We start from the raw sequence: 16,608 nt of genomic DNA on the forward strand, positions 1-16,608 counted from the left end.
GACTCACCCCCTCCTCTCCCCGGTCACCCACCCCCGTAATTCACCTTCACGTCACCCATCGTTGAACCGCGCTCACTCCCGCGTTACCCATGAGGCGGAAATGTGCATGCCCATGACCGGTAGGCGGATTTCCTCACTCCTCGCGTACGTCACGACCGCGGCGACCGGAGCGTCGCTGCTCACCGGCTGTGGCGTGCTCCCTGGGGCCACGGGGGGCTCCAGGGAGCCCGTCACGGTGATGACCTGGGCTCCTGACCAGACCCGGGCGACCAACATGCCCGGCATGCCCGCCATGGCGCAGACCTACGCCCGCTGGGTCAACTCCCAGGGCGGCATCGACGGGCACGAACTGCGCGTCCTCACCTGCAACGAGCAGAACACCACCGCCGGCGCCGCCGCCTGCGCCCGCCGGGCCGTGCGCGAGGGCGCGGTCGCGGTCGTCGGCTCGTACAGCCAGAACGGCCGCGCCTTCATGGCCCCGCTGGAGGCCGCGGGCATCCCGTACATCGGCGGCTACGGCATCGCGGAGGACGAGTTCACCAGCCCGCTCTCCTACCCCGTCAACGGCGGAGTGGCCTCCCTCGTCGCCGGGCACGGCATGCAGCTCGCCGGCTCCTGCGACAAGGTCTCCCTCGTCCGCCCCGACACCACCGCCGGGGACAAGCTCCCCGAGCTCCTCGACTCCGGCCTGCACAAGGCCAGCCACCGGGGCGCCGTCGACATCCCGGCCCTGGAGGACGCCGCCGAGTACACCGAGCAGGCGGACCGGGCCCGCACCCGCGCCGGCGACGAGAAGGGCTGCGTGACCGCCGTCCTCGGCGAGCGCACCCAGACCTTCTTCGACTCCTTCCGCCGCCTCCCCCAGGAGGAGAGGAAGCAGCGGGACACCGTCCGCATCTCCTCGGTCCTCGGCAGCGTCGACCAGCCCGTCATCGACCGCACCGGCGGCCCCCACAGCCCCTTCGAGGGCGCGTACGTCACCGGCTGGTACCCGGAGGCGGGCGACAAGAGCTGGGCGCCGATGCGCAAGGTCATCCAGGAGTTCGCCTTCGCCGACAACCGGGTCGACCCGGCCGACGCCGGCGTCCAGACCACCTGGATCGCCTACACGGTCCTCAAGGAGGTCGTCGAGAACCTCCACCAGGACGAGATCACGGCCTCGGAGATCAGCCACGCCCTCGACCGCGGCGAGCGGATCGACACCGGCGGCCTCACCCCCAGCCTGCGCTGGAAGTACGAGGACCTGCTCGGCGCCCCCGGCTTCACCCGGATCGTCAACCACGAGGTGACGTTCCAGGTGGTCCGCCAGGGGCGGCTCGTGGCGCAGAAGCCCGGCTTCGTCGACGTCGGCGAGACCGTGCTCAGCGCCCCGTGACCCCGCTCAGAGCTGGGTGTAGGTCCGCTTCGGCAGTCCGTACTTCGCGGCGGTCGGGTTCCACAGCCCGGCCGCCTCGCGCTTGGCGGTGGTGGCCTCGCCGCTCTTCTTGTTCGCCGCGGCCTTCTGGTCGGTCGAGCGGGCGTGGCCGCCCTTGCAGGCCTTCTTGCCCTTCATCTGGTCGGCCCAGGCCGCGTAGTGGTCATCGGCGGAGGCCGAGGCCTGCCAGGCCCTGGTGAGCGCCGCCGTCAGCGCCGCGTTGTCCGGGATCTTGTCCACCGACAGCGACTGGAGCTTGGTGATCAGCCCCCGGCGCTGCTCGGCGGCGCCGCGCAGGTCGTTCGCCGCCTGGTCGAGGTTCTTGCACTGATCGATGGCCGCCACCGAGTCGATCACCGTCTGACGGCTGCTGCTGCTGGTCGCGAGGAGCGCGCTGAGCTCCTTCGCCTGCGGCTCCGCCGGATCGGCCGGCTTCTCGGCGGGCTCGGACGCCCCGGCTGACGGCGCGGCGGAACTCGCCGCCACGTTCTGTCCGGGCGTCTTGGGGTCCTTCTCCTCGCCCCCGCCGCTGAGCAACGCGCCGGCGCCGAGGCCGACGACCGCGCAGCCGACGACGACGGCGGCGATCAGCGCGAGCGGCGACTTGCGGCGCGGCTCGGGCTCGTCGTCGTAGTACGCGTCGCCATAGCCGTACCCCTGCTGCGGGGGCGGCGGCTGGTGCTGGGGCTGCTGCTGGTACGCGGCCGGGCCCGGCTGCTGGTAGCCCTGGGGCGCCGGCGGCGTCTCGGGACGGAAGAGGTTGTCGAAGTCGGCGGGCGGCTGCCGCTCACCGGGCATCTGCCCCGGTACGGGGGCGATGTACTGGGTCGCCTCCGAGGCGCCGGCCGGCTGCCCGGGGCCCTGGTGCGCGAGCGGGCCCGTGCCGAGGAACCGGGTCTCGGAGCCTCCGCCCTGCTGCGGCGGCACCGGGGCGATGAACTGGGTCGCGTCCGAGGCACCGGCCGGCGGCGGGTAGCCGTACCCGGGCTGCGGCGCGGCGGGCGCACCGGGACCGGGGTAGCCGTACCCGGGCTGCGGAGCCTGCTGGACCGGGGGCATGCCGCCCTGGGCCATGGGCATCCCACCGTGGGCCGGCGGCATCCCGCCCTGGATCGGGGGCATCCCGCCCGGGACCGGCGGGATGTGCTGGGTCGCCTGCATGTCGGCGGCCGCCGGGGTACCCGGGCCCGGGTAGCCGTAGCCGGGCTGCGGCGCGGCCTGCTGCGGGGGTATCGGCGGCAGGTACTGGGTGGACTGCATGTCACCACCGGCCGGAACCTCCGGCGGCAGCGGCTGCCCGCCCGGCTGTGCACCGGCGGGACCCCAGGCGCCGCCCCACGGCTGACCGCCGCCATGCTCCGGACCCTGTCCGTTCTGCGTCACCGGGACTCCCACTGATGGACCAACCTACGGAATCGTCGGCTCACGCTACCGGGTGCCGACAGCGCTCCGCACACACGTGTGAGACCCATTACACGGTTGACACAGTCAGGCGGCGTACAGCTCCATCCGCGCGCCGAACTCCCGCACCACCGCCTCCCCCGCGTACGGCTCCAGACGCTCCCGCAGGTCGTCCAGGTACTCCGCGCCCCGGGACGACCGCAGCGTGCCGAGGAGTTCGAGCGCCTGCGTGCCCGTGCGGCAGGCCTGCTCCACCTCCCGCTGCTGCACCTGCGCGGAGGCGAGCAGCGCCAGGCCGATCGCGCGCCGCCGCGCCCGCGTCTCCGGATGCCCGGCGATCGACTCCTGCGCCGCCCGCGCCGCCGCCTCCGCCTGCCCCAGGTCCCGGTAGCAGTGCGCCAGTTCGTCCGCGAGGTAGGCCGCGTCGAAGTGGGCGATCCACGCCGGGTCGTCGCCCGCCTCCGGATCGGCCTGGCCGAGCGCCCGCACGGCACGGCCCGCGGCCGTCTCGAAGGCGCGCACGTCGCCCATCAGCGCGTGCCCGCGGGCCTCCGCCGCCAGGAACATCGCCTCCGCGCGCGGCGGCACCTTCCCCCGCGCGCCCTCCTGCGCCGCCCGCGCCAGCTGGGCGATCTCCCGGGGGTTGCCGAGCTGCGCGGCGAGGTGGCTCATCGAGGCGGCGAGCACATAGCCGCCGTACCCCCGGTCGCCCGCGGCCTGGGCGAGCCGCAGCGCCTGGATGTAGTACCGCTGCGCGAGCCCCGGTTCGCCGGTGTCCACCGCCATGTACCCGGCGAGCTCGGTGAGTCGGGCGACCGCCGCGAACAGCTGCCGGCCGATCGCCTCCCGGTACGAGCCCGACAGCATCCCCGACACCACGCTGTTGAGGTAGTGCACGACCACCGGCCGCACATGGCCGCTGCCGAAGCGCCGGTCGAGGTCGACGAGCGCGGCCGTCATCTCCCGTACCGCCGCCACGTCCGCGACCCCGACCCGGGCCCCCGCCATCCGGGCCACGTGCGCGTCGGGCCCCGTGATCAGCCAGTCCCTGCTGGGTTCGACGAGCGCGGAGGCCGCGACCGTCGAACCGTTCAGGAAGTCCCGGCGGCCCACGTCGCTGCGCCACAGCTCGCAGACCTGCTCGATCGCCCCGGGCACGGTCGGCGCGAACTGGAGCCCCACCCCGGCGGCGAGGTTCCGGCCGTTGGCCATGCCGACCTCGTCGATCGTGACCGTGCGGCCCAGCTTGCGGCCCAGCGCCTCCGCGATGATCCCCGGCGCCCGGCCGCGCGGCTGCTGCCCGCGCAGCCAGCGCGCCACCGACGTCTTGTCGTAGCGCAGGTCGAGGCCGCGCTCAGCCCCGACCATGTTGACCCTGCGGGCGAGGCCGGCGTTGGAGCAGCCCGCCTCCTGGATGAGCGCCTGGAGCCGTTCGTTGAGCTGACGCGGAACGAGTGGCCTGGCTGCCATGAGTACCCCCTGAGGCCGTGCGGTGATCACCGGAGAAGGGATCACTGCCCGGTTGATATCCGGTCAATGCCGATGTGAACACGCGAAACCGGACACGTCGGCAGCGCGAAAGGAAGCCCCCGCCGCCGTCGCCCCCACCTCTGCGTACCCACCCCCGCTCCCCGGCCCTCCGCGCGCCCCCGCCAGTGCACCCATGCGCCCCGCGTGCAGGATCGATGCGTCAACACGCTCGCCGTCGCGCCCGTAACCCCAGGTGACGGGCGCAGTTGAGCTCTCCGTGGAAGAGACCATGGGAGTCACGGAAGCCGCACAGATCCCCAAGCAGCGGGGCGAGCAGCTGCTGGACAGCGCCGTGCGGTACGCGGAAGAGCGGCACTGGGACGTGTTTCCCGGGACCTGGCTGGAAGCCGTCGAAGGCAGGGAGCGCTGCTCCTGCGGCGCGGACGAGTGCGCCGCGCCCGGCGGCCACGCCGTCAGGCCCGACTGGTCGACCCAGGCGACCGGGAGCGCGGTCGGGGCGCGGCGGATGTGGTCGAAGACGCCGAAGGCGTCGATCCTGCTGCCGACCGGCCGCACCTTCGACGCGATCGAGGTGTCCGAGTCGGCCGGCTTCCTGGCGCTCGCCCGCATGGAGCGCATGGAGCTGACGCTCGGCCCCGTGACCTGCACCCCGGACCGCCGCATGTACTTCTTCGTGCTCCCCGGCGCCGCGAACAAGGTCCCCGACCTGGTCCGCAAGCTCGGCTGGGCGCCGGCCTCCATCGACCTCACCACGCGCGGCGAGGGCCACTACGTGGCGGCCCCGCCCACCCGGATCGGCGGCTGCGGCGCGGTGCAGTGGGCGCGGCGCCCCACCCCGGCGAACCGCTGGCTGCCGGACGCGGAGGAGCTGATCAGCGCCCTCGCGTACGCGTGTGGCCGGGAAGCGGCGGAGGCCAGGAGCCGTACGCCATGACCTGGAGGCCCGGTCGGTCGCGCCCGTAGGGTGACCCCGTAAGGATTACGGGGACCATCGAAGGGTTGACGGACCATGCCTGACCAGGCATTTGACGGGGCGTTCGACGGAGCGTCCGACACGGCGGGCAGCGCACCGGGGGAAGGTGCGGTGCCCGCCGTACGCGTCGAGGGGCTGTGGAAGCGTTTCGGCCAGCAGATCGCGGTGAACGGGGTCGACCTCGTCCTCCCCGCGGGGAAGTTCATCGGGCTCGTGGGGCCCAACGGCGCGGGCAAGACCACCACACTCTCCATGATCACCGGCCTGCTCCGCCCCGACCAGGGGCGGATCCTCGTCGCCGGGCACGACGTGTGGGCCGACCCGGAGTCGGTCGCCCAGGTCAAGGCCCGCATCGGCATCCTGCCGGAGGGCCTGCGGCTCTTCGAGCGCCTCTCCGGCCGCGAGCTCCTCGCCTACAGCGGCCGGCTGCGCGGCCTGCCCGGCGCCGAGGTCGACAAGCGGGCGGCGCAGCTCCTCGACGTCCTCGACCTCGCGGGCTCGCAGAACAAGCTGGTCGTCGACTACTCGACCGGCATGCGGAAGAAGATCGGCCTCGCCGCCGCGCTCCTCCACAACCCCGAGGTCCTGTTCCTCGACGAGCCCTTCGAGGGCGTCGACCCGGTCTCCGCGCAGACCATCCGCGGCGTCCTGGAGCGGTACACCTCCTCCGGTGCGACCGTCGTCTTCTCCAGCCACGTCATGGAGCTCGTCGAGTCGCTCTGCGACTGGGTCGCCGTCATGGCCGCCGGCCAGATCCGCGCGCAGGGCCCGCTGGCCGAGGTCCGGGGCTCCGCGCCCTCGCTCCAGGCGGCGTTCCTGGAACTCGTCGGCGCGAACGGCCGCGCGGCGGCCGGGGACTCGCTGGACTGGCTGGGCGGTTCGGGTACGGGCGGTTCGGGCAAGGGCGGTTCGGGTACGGGCGGGGCTCAGCGATGAGTACCGCCACGACCGCCACCTCCCCCGCACCCGTATCGGCCCGCGTACCGTCCCTCACGTCCGTCTTCGTACGGCTCAAGCTGTCGCTGCTGCGGAACGGGCTGCGGCAGTCCGGCGGGCGGACCGCCGCGTACCTCGCGTCGATCGTCTTCGGCACCTTCCTCGCCGTCGTCGCCGTCCTCGGCTTCGTCCTCCTGCGGGGGCACGCGGACGCCGTCACCGTCGCGGTCCTCCTCACCGGGGTCCTCTCGCTGTCCTGGACGGTGATGCCGCTGTTCATCCCGAGCGGGGACGAGACCCTCGACCCCTCGCGGCTCGTGATGCTGCCCCTGCAGCCCCGGCCGCTGGTCAGGGCGCTGCTCGTCGCCTCCCTCGTGGGCGTCGGCCCCGTCCTCACCTCCGTCGCCGTCCTCGGCGCCTCCGTAGCCGTCGCGCACGGCGCGGCCGGCACCGTCGTCGCCGTCCTCGCCGTCCCGCTCGCGGCGGTGACGTGCGTGGCGCTGTCCCGGTCCGTCGCCGCCGCGAACGTCCGGCTGCTCACCTCCCGCAAGGGCCGGGACCTGGCCCTGCTGAGCGGTCTGGTCATCGCCGTCGGCATGCAGCTCGTCAACTTCGGCGCCCAGCGGCTCGGCCGCGCCGGCGGCCTGGAGGCGCTGGAACCGGCGTCCGCCGTCGTCGGCTGGCTGCCGCCGGCCGCCGCGATCGGCGCGGTCGACTCCGCGAGCCGCGGCGACTACGCGGTGGCGGCGGCCCGGCTGCTGCTCACGGCGGCGGCCCTCGTGGGCCTCCTGTACTGGTGGCAGCGGAGCCTGGTGCGGCTGATGGTCGAGCCGGACGGCTCCACCATCGGCGCGGCCGCCGACGTGGGAGCCGACGAGAAGGGCGGTACGGGGCGGCTCGCCCGGATGCTGCCGGGCGGCCGCACCGGCGCCGTCATGGAACGCAGCCTGCGGTACATCTGGCGCGACCCGAAGACGAAGGCGGCGTGGGTGACCTCGCTCGCCATCGGTCTGATCGTCCCCCTCTTCAACGCCTTCCAGGGCACGGGCTCGATCTACTTCGCCTGCTTCGCCTCCGGCATGCTCGGCATCCAGATGTACAACCAGTTCGGCCAGGACACCTCGGCGTTCTGGATGGTCGCGCAGACCATCTCGACGACGGCCGACGCGTACGCCGAACTCCGGGCGCGGGCCCTGGCCATACTGTCGATCACGCTGCCGTACACGGCGGTCGTCACCGCGCTGACGGCCGGTGTCCTCGGCGACTGGTCGGCGTTCCCCGAGGCGTTCGGCCTCGCCATCGGCCTGCTCGGCGCGATGATGGCGACGGGCGCGGTGACCTCGGCGAACTTCCCGTACTCGATCCCCCAGGACAGCGGCTACAAGAACGTGGCGCCGGGGCAGGGCGGCCTGGCCTGGATGTCGATCATGGCCGGCATGATCCTGGGCGGGCTGCTGTGCTCCCCGCTCATCGCCGCGACGGTCTACCTCCACGTCTCGGACCAGCAGTCCCTCCTGTGGCTCCTCCTCCCGGCGGGCGCGCTCTACGGCGCACTGCTCGTCCTGGCGGGCCTCAAACTGGCGGCCCCGCGCACGGCGAGGCGGCTGCCGGAGATCCTGGCGGCGGTCAGCAAGGGCTGACGCCCGCGGGGACGCGCGCGAGGGCGGCGGGCCCGGCCGGGCGCCGGCCCTCGCTCACGCCAGTACGCGCGCGAGGGTCGCGCGGCCGGCCGGGCCCCAGGTCGGCTTCCCGCCCGGGAGGCCCCGGTCGCCCGCGCGGCCGATGGCGATGAGCCCGGCCGCGCGGAGCAGGGCCCAGCCCCGGGCGCGGCGGACGGTGGCGTCGTCCACGCGCGCGTACACACGGAAGAACCGTTCGGCCCCACCCTCCGGCAGCAGCAGCCACGCCGCCGAGAGGTCCGTCGCCGGGTCGCCCGCGCAGACCTCGCCGAAGTCCACCACTCCGGCGAGGGTGCCGTCCGCGACGACGACGTTCGCGGGGTGCAGGTCCCCGTGCAGCCACACCGGAGGCCCCTGCCAGACGGGAGCCGCGAGGGCGTCCTCCCACATCCGGCGTACGGCCCCGGGGTCGGCGTGCTCGGCGAGGAACGGGAACCCCTCCTCGAACCCGGCCGCGAAGTCCGCGAGGGGCACGCCCCGGTCCGGGTTGGCGGGGGCGTCCCCGGGCGCCTCGCGGTGCAGGGCCCGCAGGAAGCCGGCCAGGGCCTCGGCCGCGTGGTCGCCGCGCGTGACGGGCGTGGCGTCGCTCGGCTCGCCCGGGACCCAGCGGGCAACCGTCCAGGTCCGGGGGAAGCGCGCGGACGGCTCCCCGGTGCGTACGGGGACGGGCACGGGCAGCGGGAGCAGCGGCGCGAGGGCCGGCAGCCAGCGGTGCTCCTTGCGCAGCAGCTCCGGGGCCCGTTCGCTCCGGGGCATCCGTACGGCCAACTCGTCGCCGAGCCGCCACATCTGGTTGTCCCAGCCTCCCGGCACCCGCTGGACCGGCAGGTCGGCGAGGTCGGGATGCTGGTCCTGGAGCAGGGCACGGATGAGGCTCTCGTCGATGTCCATGGGCCCGATCATCCACGGGCGTCCCGCCGAAATCCCTTGCTCCGCAAGACCCGTACGATCGATCCTCCCCGCATGGACCTTTCACAGCCCACGCCCCGGACCCGCATCGAACTCGACGGCGGGCTCACACTGCGCGCGTGGGAGGCCGAGGCGGACCTTCCGGAGTTCTTCCAGGTCATCGAGGAGTCGCTGGAGCACCTGCGCCCGTGGATGCCGTGGGTCGCCGAGCACAGCCGCGAAAGCGCCGAGCGCTTCCTGTCCGGGCGGGCGGAGCAGTGGGCGAGCGGCGAGGCGTACAGCTACGCGATCGTGCTCGACGGGGCCATCGTCGGCAGCACCGGGCTTCACCGGCACGAGGACACCCCGGACGGCACCGTCGAACTCGGATACTGGCTGCACCCGTCGACGACCGGCCGGGGCGTCGCCACGCGGGCCGCCCGCGCGCTCGTCGAGGAGGCGTTCCGCCTGCCGGGCGTCACCGCCGTCGAGGTCGTCCACGACGTCGCCAACCACGCCAGCGGCGCCGTCCCCGCCCGCCTCGGCTTCACCGCCCACCTCCGCCGCCCCCACGAGCCCACGGCCCCGGCGGAGACGGGCGAGGACCAGGTCTGGCGGCTGACCCGGTGAACGACGCTCGGTTCGACGAGGTGAAGGCGACGTTCTGGAGCGAGGGCCCGGCCGGGACGCTGACCGACGCCGCCGTACGGGATGCCGAGCAACGGCTCGGCGTGCGCCTGCCGGAGGCTCTCCTCGCACTCCTGCGGGTCCGGGACGGCGGTGTCGTGGCGGACGCGTGGGACGCGTATCCCACGGACGTACCGACCTCGTGGAGCGACGACCACGTCCCGTTCGACGTCCTGATGGGCATCGGCGAGGACGACGACCGGCTGTCGGTGCTCGACTCGGCCTATCTGATCGAGGAATGGGGACTGCCGTCCCCCCTCGTCCTGCTCTCCGGCGACGGTCATACGTGGATCGCGCTCGACTACCGGACGTGCGGCGCGGACGGGGAGCCGTCCGTCACCTGGTTCGACGTCGACGCCGGGGCGGAGCTGCCCCTGGCCGGGGACTTCCGGACGTTCGTCGAGGGGCTGACGGCGTCGGCCGCGTTCGACGACGGACAGGACTGACGGAGGCCCTCATGGGAAGCACGTTCCAGACGATCGCCGATCGCTCCGCCCCGCCTTCATCGCCGAACTGACCGAGCTCCTCGGTCACCGCACCCGTGTGCTCGCGGGCAGGATCTGACGGGGAGACGGGGCTCAACCTTCCAGCCGGCGGCGGAGTCTGAGAAGAAGACATCTGTCGTGAGAGGGAGGAAAGCCGCCGTGGACGAGATTCTGGTGAGGGCCGTCACGTGGATCGCTCGCGGTGCGGGAATCGCCCTCGACCTCCTCTCCATGGCCGACACCGCGGACGGCCTCCGGCGCGACGCGCGCAAAGCCCGCAAGGACCTCAAGCCCCGCCGCTAGGCGCAGCCATCAGGCCCTCTGCCCTCACCTGGTCGATCCTCGTACGCCAGGAGGGGCCCGCAGCGGGCTCACGGAGCTGGATTCCGTTGGCCTGTCGGGCCAGTTCCATGCGGCAGGCGCCGCAGTGCGTCTCGTCGCCGACCGGCCGGAACACGTGCTCGTCGCCGGACCCCTCGCAGGTGACCAGGCCCGGCCGGGCGGCTTCGGACGGGCGCTCCTGAGGCGGCGGAGACAGCAGCGGGACCGGGAGCTTCTCCGTCAGGCGGTGGCGCAGGAACCCGACCGCCGAACGGACGCCGGTACGCGGCAGATGGGCCGTCAGGGCGTGCCTGAGGTCCGCGGCGGACACCCCGCGCCTGAGCCACTCCGCCGCCGCCTCTGCCAGGCCACGGGCCTCCCGGACGCCGAGCAGCAGGTCCCGGTTCTGGTGCCGGAGTGACAGCAAGAGGCGCTCGGCCTCGACGGCTTCGGGTGTCATGTCCCCATCCGGCTCCGGCTTCGGCTCCGGTTTCGGCGCCGGCTCTTCGGTGGGTGGGTGGGGAATGGTCTTCTTCTCTCCGTCTTCGTCTACCGGTGGTTGGGTCGCGGTCCGCCGGGGTTCCCGATTTCGGGTGGTCGGTTCCTCGTCATCCGGACACTCGGCCGGAATCCCGTCCCGGACCGCGTTCGCCTCGTCGCGCGTAAGGGTGACGTTGGAGAGCAGCTGCTCGGTGACCCAGTACCCGCGCCGGATCTGGAACTTCCACTCGTGCAGGAACCCGCACGCCACCAGGCACTCCTTCGCCCGGTGGTACGCCCGGGGGCGCATGCCCAGGTCGGTGGCGTGCTCTCCGAGCGGCTTGTCGCCCTCGCTCCCGGGGAGGCCCTGGACGTAGAGCAGAAGGATCTTCGCGTCACTGTTCAGACGCGGATGGCGCACGACACCGCTCGAAGCCTTGGTGTACGACCGAACGGGAGCGGTAACATGCCGAAGCATTTCTGGTGGACCTCGAGATTCCACTGGCGGTGAAGGTCCCCGGACTCCCTGGTGTTGGCGCACCAGCCGGGGACCGCTCCGTTTTTACGGAGCGTGATGATGTGATCACCGTAGCGCACACTTCACCGTGTGATGCAACAACTCCGGCTCCACGAACGGATCTTCGATTGTCGGCCGCGACCTCCAGTCCAGCGGCCACGTCAGTCCGTGCAGCGCAGGAATCCCGACGAACGCCTCACCCCGCCCGTTCCTGCTCAGCGCCCGCGCCGGAGCGGGCCACGCGTGCGTGGCGGCGGCCTGCGGCGGCAGCAGGAAGTAGTGGTTCCGCTCCCCCGTCGCCTCGCGGACGATCGGCCCCGCCTGGAAGTCCGTGAACGCCATGAGGCGGTACGCCACGTCCTCACCGAGGAAGCCGCCGATCCGTACGGCGTCGAAGTGGATGCCGGCGTGACGGAGGGCGTGACCGGACGCGGGTACCCAAGAGGGCACGCTGTCAAGCGACTTGCGCAGATTCATGCGGCCAGCTTGGCGGGCGTGGTCTGCTGTGACCAGCGACACAGTCCGGTTGTGCGGGACTGTGCACTCGGGAGGTCGGGTGTGAACAAAGAGAACCGGGGCGTGGCCAAGGCGTTCGGCCGACTACTGCGCTTCTACCGGGAACAGGCTGGCGTCTCCCAGGAAGCCCTGGGCAAAGAGACCGGGTATTCCAAGTCCCAGGTGGCCATGATCGAGCGGGGCCAGCGGCGGCCGAGAGGGAGGTTCGTCGTGATCGCGGACCCGTTTTTACGTGCACAAGGTGCACTTCTGGAGCTCGCGGAGGAGCTGTCGGCAAGCGGGATCGCCGCCTGGTTCGAGGACTACCTGGACGAGGAGAGGAAGGCGACGGGCATCCACAAGTACGAGACGCACCTCGTCCCCGGACTGCTCCAGACCCCGGAGTACGCACGAGCCGTCTTCCAAAGCGCCGTCCCCGCTCTGGAGGACGACGAGATCGAGGCTGGCGTCGCCGCCCGGATCAAGAGGCACGAGCTGTACTTCCGGAAGCCGGCGCCTCTGGTCACCTTCGTACTGGAGAAGTCGGCACTCACCAAGCCGCTCGGGGGGCCTGACGTACTCCGCAAGACTCTGGAGTACGTCCGCGAGTGCGCCGACCTGCGGAACGTCACCATCCAGGTGATGCCGGACAACCGGTGGTCGCATGCCGGGCTCAGCGGGTCCTTCACCCTCCTGGAGACGGAAGAACACCGCAGTCAACTCGTCTACGTCGAAGGCCAGGTCGGGCGGTACTTTCTCAGCGAACAACCGGACGTGGGGATCGTTTTCGCCCGCTACAGCGCCCTGCGGGCGCAGGCCCTCACGCCGGAGGACTCCGCACGACTCATCGAACAGGTGGCACGAAGGCTATGAGTACCGACCTCGACTGGTTCAAGAGCAGCTACAGCAGCGAACAGGGCGGCGACTGCGTCGAGGTCGCCACCCGCCCCGACACCGTCCACGTCCGTGACTCCAAGGACACCGCCCTCCCCTCCTTCGAGGTCTCCCCCGCCGCCTGGGGCGCCTTCGTCTCGGCGGTGTGAGACGGCGAGGGCCTCCACCCCGTCCGGGTGGAGGCCCTCACTCACTCAGCCCTTCAGGTGACGGGCGAAGAACCGTGCCCCCGCGTCGAGTTCATGCTGCGGGACACCCCTGTGGCCGCCCATGTTCGCGTGCAGGGTCTTCTCCTTCGAGCCGAACGCGTCGAACAGGTCCAGGGACGCCTGGCGGTCGTTGTCCTCGTCGTCCCACTGCAGGAGGACCTGCAGTGGGATGCCGACCTTGCGGGCGTCCTCGTAGATCGAGGCGGGGATGAAGCTGCCCGCGAAGAGGCCGGCGGCCTTGACGCGCGGGTCTACCGTCGCGAGGCGGACGCCGATGGAGATGACCCCGCCCTCGTAGCCGACCGGGCCGTCGATCTCCGGCAGCTCCAGGAGCGCGTCCATGGCGGCCTGCCAGTCCGGGACCGCCTGGTCGGCGAGCGGGAGGACGAGCCTGTCGATGATGTCGTCGGTGACCGGTTCGCCGGCCCCGATCGCCTGGTGCAGGTCGGCGCGGGCCTGGTCGACCTCGGGCAGGCGGGGACGGTCGCCGAAGCCGGGGAGCTCGATGGTCGCCGAGGCGAAGCCGTACTGCGCCGCGTAGTAGCGGGCCCGGCCCGCCACCCGCCCGTACACCTTCTGCAGTCCGAGCGGCGGGAGGCCGATCAGGATCAGCGGCACAGGTGCCGACGCGGACTCGGGCGTCCACAGGACGCCCGGGATGTCGTTGAGGGTGAACTCGCGCTCGATGACGCCGTCGTCGAAGCGCTGCTCGGAAGTGAATCGCATGGTCGTGCCTTTCGGGAATGCGCGGGAAAAACGGCGCTCCCAGACGACGACCTATCGCCCGACCGTGACCCCAGAGGGGAGCACCCATGTCGTTACGTTCACGGGTACCACCTCCTCGGTCTGCTGCACGGCTTCCACGAAGGTATCAGGGGGCTTCGGGGCCGCCAACCGAATTAAACGGTGAGGGCCTCCACCCCGTCGGGTGGAGGCCCTCACACACTCATCCGGTACGGATCAGAACGCGCCGTTCAGACCCCACCAGTTGCCGTCCTCCGGGACGCCCGCGTTGTACGCGCCCGTGCCCTTGCCCGTGTAGAGCAGGAGGCAGCCCACTCCACGGCACTCCGGGGAGACGTAGTTGGAGTTCGTGATCGTCGCGAGGTCGTTGCGGCCGTCGGCGTTGTAGTCGCCGACCGAGAGGAACGTCGCCATGACGTTCCAGCCGCCGCTGCCGATCAGGACGCGCGAGCCGACGCCGCCGGCCGCGGTGCCCGGGTAGAACCAGAGCTTGCCCGTGGAGGCCTCGCGGGCGACCAGGTCGGCGCGGTTGTCGCCGTTGAGGTCACCGGCGCCGACGAGGGCGTTCATGGCGTTCCAGCCGCCCGAGCCGATCAGCTTGCGCGCGCCGAGGGTGCCCGTCGAGGTGCTCGGGTACAGCCACAGCTTGCCGGTGGACTTCTCGACGGCGAGCAGGTCCGAGCGGCCGTCGGAGGTCAGGTCACCGAAGGCGGTGAGCTTGTCCATGGCGTTCCAGCCGCCCGAGCCGATGAGCTTGCGGGTGCCGACGGCGCCCGTGCCCGTGCCCGGGTAGAGCCACAGCTTGCCGGTGGCGGACTCGCGGGCGATGACGTCCTCGCGGCCGTCGGCGGAGAAGTCGCCGTGCCGGGTGAGGGCGTTCATGGCGTTCCAGCCGCCGCTGCCGACGAGCTTGCCCGTACCGTCGCCGGGCAGGAACCACAGGCGGCCGGCCTTGTCGCGGACGACGACGTCCGACTTCTTGTCGGCGTTCAGGTCGCCGAAGCCCGCCGCCTTGGGAGCCGCGTAGGCGTTCCACTCGGGGTAGGCGGGCAGGACGCACTCGCGCTCGGTGGGGACGAACTTCAGCGAGCTCACCGAGTTGGTGCCGGGGCCGCCCCACTCGGTGCCCGCGGGGTCCGCGGGCATGGAGTAGACGCCGCCGTTGGTGCCGTAGTTGGCGTCCTCGTGCAGGCAGACGAACTTGTTCGTACGGTTCACGACCGAGCGGAACGTGTTGTCCCAGGTCCCGAGCGTCGCCGTGTTCACGTTCGTCTTGTACATCGTGCCGGTGCCGTTGTCGGTCTTCCAGGCACAGAAATAGCCGGACGGGCAGTCGCTCACAGCGGCCTGCGCCGGCGCCACGCCCGCGCCGAAGAGGCCGAGCGAGGTGAGCCCCAGCGTCGTGGCCACCGTGGCCACGCGCCGCAGCATGGAAATGCGCATCGAGTTCCCTCCAAACGGCGCGGAGTCTCACTGCTCGACGCGCCGTGTGGGGACCGTACCCTGCCCGGATTCGCACGTCACCGGAGGGGCCGCCTGTTTCCGGAATGTTCGCTTCCCGTACGGCGGGGCCCTCACGGAGCGGCGGGGGCCTCACCGAGTCAGGACGCCGTTCAGGAAGGGCTCCACGGCCTCGCCCCAGGCCTCCGGGTGGGTGTAGTGGAGGAGGTGGCCCGCGTCGGGGATCTCCGCGTACGCCCCGTGGGGCAGGACCCGGACCATCTCCTGGGCCTCCGCCCGGCCCAGCTCGCCGTCCAGACCGCGCACGACGAGGGTGGGGCAGCGGACCTGGGCGAGGGAGTCCCAGTGCGCGTCGTGGACCCAGGTCTCACGGGAGGTCAGCATCTGCTCCGGGTCGAAGACCGGACGCCAGCCGTCGGGGCGCTCGGCCATCACCTCGGCGAAGAACGCGCCCCGCGCCGGGTTCGGGGTCTCCACCCACGGGTCCTCGTCGCCGAACCAGCGGTGGACGGCCTCCAGGGACGCGAAGGGCGCCGGCCAGCCGTGGAACCAGTCCTGCCAGGCCCGCTGCGAGGCCGCGCCGAGCGCCGAGGCGCGCATGTCGCAGATGACGAGCGCGCGGACGAGGTCGGGGCGCTCGGCGGCCAGCTGCCAGGCGGTCAGGGCGCCCATGGAGTGGCCGACGAGGGTGACCGGGCCGAGGCCGAGCTGCTCGACGACGGCGGCGGCGTCCGCCACGTACGCCTCGCGCGTGAAGGGCCCGTCGGTGGGTTTCTCGCTCGCGCCGTGACCGCGCTGGTCGAGGGCGACGATCCGGTGCCCTCCGGTGAGCCGGCGGACGGCGGGGGCCCAGTGGCCCGCGTGCCCCATCAGACCGTGGAGGAGTAACACGCCGGGGGCGGAGGCGGGGGCGTGGCCGGGGACGTGGGCGTGTGGGGCCTGAGGCCCTGGTGCGGCTTGCGGGGCCCGCGGCCCTGGTGCGGAGTGGGCCGGTGAGGCCTGCGGGGCTCGGGCGGGGCGGGGCACGGGACGCCCGCCGGGACGCGGGACGGCGTCGGGGCCGGGACGCGGAACGGCGCCGGGACCGACGCGTGGGACGGCGTCCAGGCCCAGGCGCGTGGCGGTGTCAGGGCCGGGATGCGGGACACCGCCCGAGCCGGGGCGCGGGACACCGCCCTGGCCGGGCTGCGGGGCGGTCCCGGGCCCGCCGGGCTCCGCCGTGTATTCCCAGGCCGCCAGCCGGACGCCGTCCGCCCCGGTGACGTCGAGTCGTCGCGCCATGGATCCGGCACCCCCTCTTTCCGTCGAACCTCGCCAGACTATCGAACTCGCATTCGAAAATGCGCTCCTGCCACACAACACCCCTCGTTCGAGTGACAGGGCTCAAGGATTGACGCGCGCTGCCGAGGGGAGATCTTGAGCGGGAGGCGGACCGCTCGGGGAAAAACGGTCCGAGGGGACTGACCTTGAGAGCTCGGGGCTCCAGGTCAGGACAGGGGAGGACAGGCCCCGGCGCCGGAAGGCGCCGGGGCC

At 72.4% G+C, this 16,608-nt stretch carries 17 protein-coding genes; 9 read left to right on the top strand and 8 right to left on the bottom strand.

Features of this window, described 5'->3' with window-relative positions; genetic code table 11:
• The first annotated feature begins 100 nt into the window (after positions 1-100).
• Positions 101-1,375, top strand: coding sequence for an ABC transporter substrate-binding protein (locus ACZ7HT_RS11560; protein ID WP_471163206.1), 1,275 nt, complete (start codon positions 101-103; stop codon positions 1,373-1,375).
• A 6-nt stretch (positions 1,376-1,381) separates the two neighbouring features.
• On the opposite strand, the gene ACZ7HT_RS11565 is transcribed toward ACZ7HT_RS11560, so the two are convergent.
• Together ACZ7HT_RS11565 and ACZ7HT_RS11570 are read right to left on the bottom strand one after the other, a co-directional pair.
• Positions 1,382-2,797, bottom strand: a complete 1,416-nt coding sequence (locus ACZ7HT_RS11565) for a hypothetical protein (protein ID WP_471163209.1) — start codon at positions 2,795-2,797, stop codon at positions 1,382-1,384.
• Between the two features lie 105 nt (positions 2,798-2,902).
• Positions 2,903-4,285 carry a transcriptional regulator gene (locus ACZ7HT_RS11570; RefSeq protein WP_471163212.1) on the bottom strand — a complete coding sequence of 461 codons (1,383 nt, stop codon included), beginning with the start codon at positions 4,283-4,285 and terminating at the stop codon, positions 2,903-2,905.
• A 289-nt stretch (positions 4,286-4,574) separates the two neighbouring features.
• Here ACZ7HT_RS11570 and ACZ7HT_RS11575 point away from each other — a divergent pair, with 289 nt between their 5' ends.
• From ACZ7HT_RS11575 to ACZ7HT_RS11585, 3 genes are all read left to right on the top strand, one after another.
• Complete coding sequence (locus ACZ7HT_RS11575; RefSeq protein WP_471163215.1) at positions 4,575-5,240, top strand: bifunctional DNA primase/polymerase; 666 nt, start codon at positions 4,575-4,577, stop codon at positions 5,238-5,240.
• A 75-nt stretch (positions 5,241-5,315) separates the two neighbouring features.
• On the top strand, positions 5,316-6,215 hold the full coding sequence (locus tag ACZ7HT_RS11580; RefSeq protein WP_471163217.1) for an ABC transporter ATP-binding protein: 900 nt from the start codon (positions 5,316-5,318) through the stop codon (positions 6,213-6,215).
• The gene (locus ACZ7HT_RS11585) at positions 6,212-7,855 is read left to right on the top strand and encodes a transporter (protein WP_471163220.1); all 1,644 of its coding nucleotides are present in this window, start codon (positions 6,212-6,214) and stop codon (positions 7,853-7,855) included. Before ACZ7HT_RS11580 ends, ACZ7HT_RS11585 begins: the two co-directional genes overlap by 4 nt.
• 54 nt (positions 7,856-7,909) lie before the next feature.
• Here the strand turns inward: ACZ7HT_RS11585 and ACZ7HT_RS11590 are convergent, their stop codons facing one another.
• Complete coding sequence (locus ACZ7HT_RS11590; RefSeq protein ID WP_471163223.1) at positions 7,910-8,785, bottom strand: aminoglycoside phosphotransferase family protein; 876 nt, start codon at positions 8,783-8,785, stop codon at positions 7,910-7,912.
• Positions 8,786-8,857: 72 nt separating this feature from the next.
• On the opposite strand from ACZ7HT_RS11590, the gene ACZ7HT_RS11595 reads away from it, so the two are divergent.
• The 3 genes from ACZ7HT_RS11595 to ACZ7HT_RS11605 all read left to right on the top strand — a co-directional run bounded on the left by ACZ7HT_RS11595 (position 8,858) and on the right by ACZ7HT_RS11605 (position 10,257).
• On the top strand, positions 8,858-9,412 hold the full coding sequence (locus tag ACZ7HT_RS11595) for a GNAT family N-acetyltransferase (RefSeq protein WP_471163225.1): 555 nt from the start codon (positions 8,858-8,860) through the stop codon (positions 9,410-9,412).
• A complete protein-coding gene (locus tag ACZ7HT_RS11600) occupies positions 9,409-9,915 on the top strand; it encodes an SMI1/KNR4 family protein (protein WP_471163227.1) in 507 nt (168 codons plus the stop codon). The genes ACZ7HT_RS11595 and ACZ7HT_RS11600 overlap by 4 nt, the downstream gene beginning before the upstream one ends.
• A 198-nt stretch (positions 9,916-10,113) precedes the next feature.
• Positions 10,114-10,257, top strand: a complete 144-nt coding sequence (locus tag ACZ7HT_RS11605) for a hypothetical protein (protein WP_471163230.1) — start codon at positions 10,114-10,116, stop codon at positions 10,255-10,257.
• On the opposite strand, the gene ACZ7HT_RS11610 is transcribed toward ACZ7HT_RS11605, so the two are convergent.
• Both ACZ7HT_RS11610 and ACZ7HT_RS11615 read right to left on the bottom strand, forming a co-directional pair.
• A complete protein-coding gene (locus tag ACZ7HT_RS11610) occupies positions 10,241-11,176 on the bottom strand; it encodes a hypothetical protein (RefSeq protein ID WP_471163233.1) in 936 nt (311 codons plus the stop codon). The two genes, ACZ7HT_RS11605 and ACZ7HT_RS11610, sit on opposite strands and share 17 nt — an antisense overlap.
• A gap of 162 nt (positions 11,177-11,338) precedes the next feature.
• Positions 11,339-11,749: a hypothetical protein gene (locus ACZ7HT_RS11615; protein WP_471163236.1), complete on the bottom strand. Its 411-nt coding sequence runs from the start codon at positions 11,747-11,749 to the stop codon at positions 11,339-11,341.
• Between the two features lie 102 nt (positions 11,750-11,851).
• Between ACZ7HT_RS11615 and ACZ7HT_RS11620 the strand changes: the two genes are divergently transcribed.
• Both ACZ7HT_RS11620 and ACZ7HT_RS11625 read left to right on the top strand, forming a co-directional pair.
• Positions 11,852-12,640 (top strand): helix-turn-helix domain-containing protein, encoded by a 789-nt coding sequence (locus tag ACZ7HT_RS11620; protein WP_471163239.1) that lies wholly within the window; start codon positions 11,852-11,854, stop codon positions 12,638-12,640.
• Positions 12,637-12,810, top strand: coding sequence for a DUF397 domain-containing protein (locus ACZ7HT_RS11625; protein WP_471163241.1), 174 nt, complete (start codon positions 12,637-12,639; stop codon positions 12,808-12,810). The genes ACZ7HT_RS11620 and ACZ7HT_RS11625 overlap by 4 nt, the downstream gene beginning before the upstream one ends.
• Before the next feature lie 45 nt (positions 12,811-12,855).
• Here the strand turns inward: ACZ7HT_RS11625 and ACZ7HT_RS11630 are convergent, their stop codons facing one another.
• The 3 genes from ACZ7HT_RS11630 to ACZ7HT_RS11640 all read right to left on the bottom strand — a co-directional run bounded on the left by ACZ7HT_RS11630 (position 12,856) and on the right by ACZ7HT_RS11640 (position 16,356).
• Positions 12,856-13,596 carry a dienelactone hydrolase family protein gene (locus ACZ7HT_RS11630; protein WP_471163244.1) on the bottom strand — a complete coding sequence of 247 codons (741 nt, stop codon included), beginning with the start codon at positions 13,594-13,596 and terminating at the stop codon, positions 12,856-12,858.
• Positions 13,597-13,830: 234 nt separating this feature from the next.
• Positions 13,831-15,057, bottom strand: coding sequence for an FG-GAP-like repeat-containing protein (locus tag ACZ7HT_RS11635; protein WP_471163247.1), 1,227 nt, complete (start codon positions 15,055-15,057; stop codon positions 13,831-13,833).
• A gap of 150 nt (positions 15,058-15,207) precedes the next feature.
• Positions 15,208-16,356, bottom strand: coding sequence for an alpha/beta fold hydrolase (locus ACZ7HT_RS11640; RefSeq protein ID WP_471163249.1), 1,149 nt, complete (start codon positions 16,354-16,356; stop codon positions 15,208-15,210).
• Positions 16,357-16,608 lie beyond the last annotated feature (252 nt).

This window comes from Streptomyces sp. NPDC037410 (assembly GCF_055602235.1).

Bases quoted from the DNA above. Each gene is read 5' to 3' on its own strand.
- ACZ7HT_RS11560 (WP_471163206.1), top strand. From the start codon at position 101: ATGTGCATGCCCATGACCGGTAGGCGGATTTCCTCACTCCTCGCGTAC.
- ACZ7HT_RS11640 (WP_471163249.1), bottom strand. From the start codon at position 16,356: ATGGCGCGACGACTCGACGTCACCGGGGCGGACGGCGTCCGGCTGGCG.
- ACZ7HT_RS11625 (WP_471163241.1), top strand. From the start codon at position 12,637: ATGAGTACCGACCTCGACTGGTTCAAGAGCAGCTACAGCAGCGAACAG.
- ACZ7HT_RS11615 (WP_471163236.1), bottom strand. From the start codon at position 11,749: ATGAATCTGCGCAAGTCGCTTGACAGCGTGCCCTCTTGGGTACCCGCG.
- ACZ7HT_RS11580 (WP_471163217.1), top strand. From the start codon at position 5,316: ATGCCTGACCAGGCATTTGACGGGGCGTTCGACGGAGCGTCCGACACG.
- ACZ7HT_RS11635 (WP_471163247.1), bottom strand. From the start codon at position 15,057: ATGCGCATTTCCATGCTGCGGCGCGTGGCCACGGTGGCCACGACGCTG.
- ACZ7HT_RS11590 (WP_471163223.1), bottom strand. From the start codon at position 8,785: ATGGACATCGACGAGAGCCTCATCCGTGCCCTGCTCCAGGACCAGCAT.
- ACZ7HT_RS11585 (WP_471163220.1), top strand. From the start codon at position 6,212: ATGAGTACCGCCACGACCGCCACCTCCCCCGCACCCGTATCGGCCCGC.
- ACZ7HT_RS11630 (WP_471163244.1), bottom strand. From the start codon at position 13,596: ATGCGATTCACTTCCGAGCAGCGCTTCGACGACGGCGTCATCGAGCGC.
- ACZ7HT_RS11575 (WP_471163215.1), top strand. From the start codon at position 4,575: ATGGGAGTCACGGAAGCCGCACAGATCCCCAAGCAGCGGGGCGAGCAG.
- ACZ7HT_RS11595 (WP_471163225.1), top strand. From the start codon at position 8,858: ATGGACCTTTCACAGCCCACGCCCCGGACCCGCATCGAACTCGACGGC.
- ACZ7HT_RS11570 (WP_471163212.1), bottom strand. From the start codon at position 4,285: ATGGCAGCCAGGCCACTCGTTCCGCGTCAGCTCAACGAACGGCTCCAG.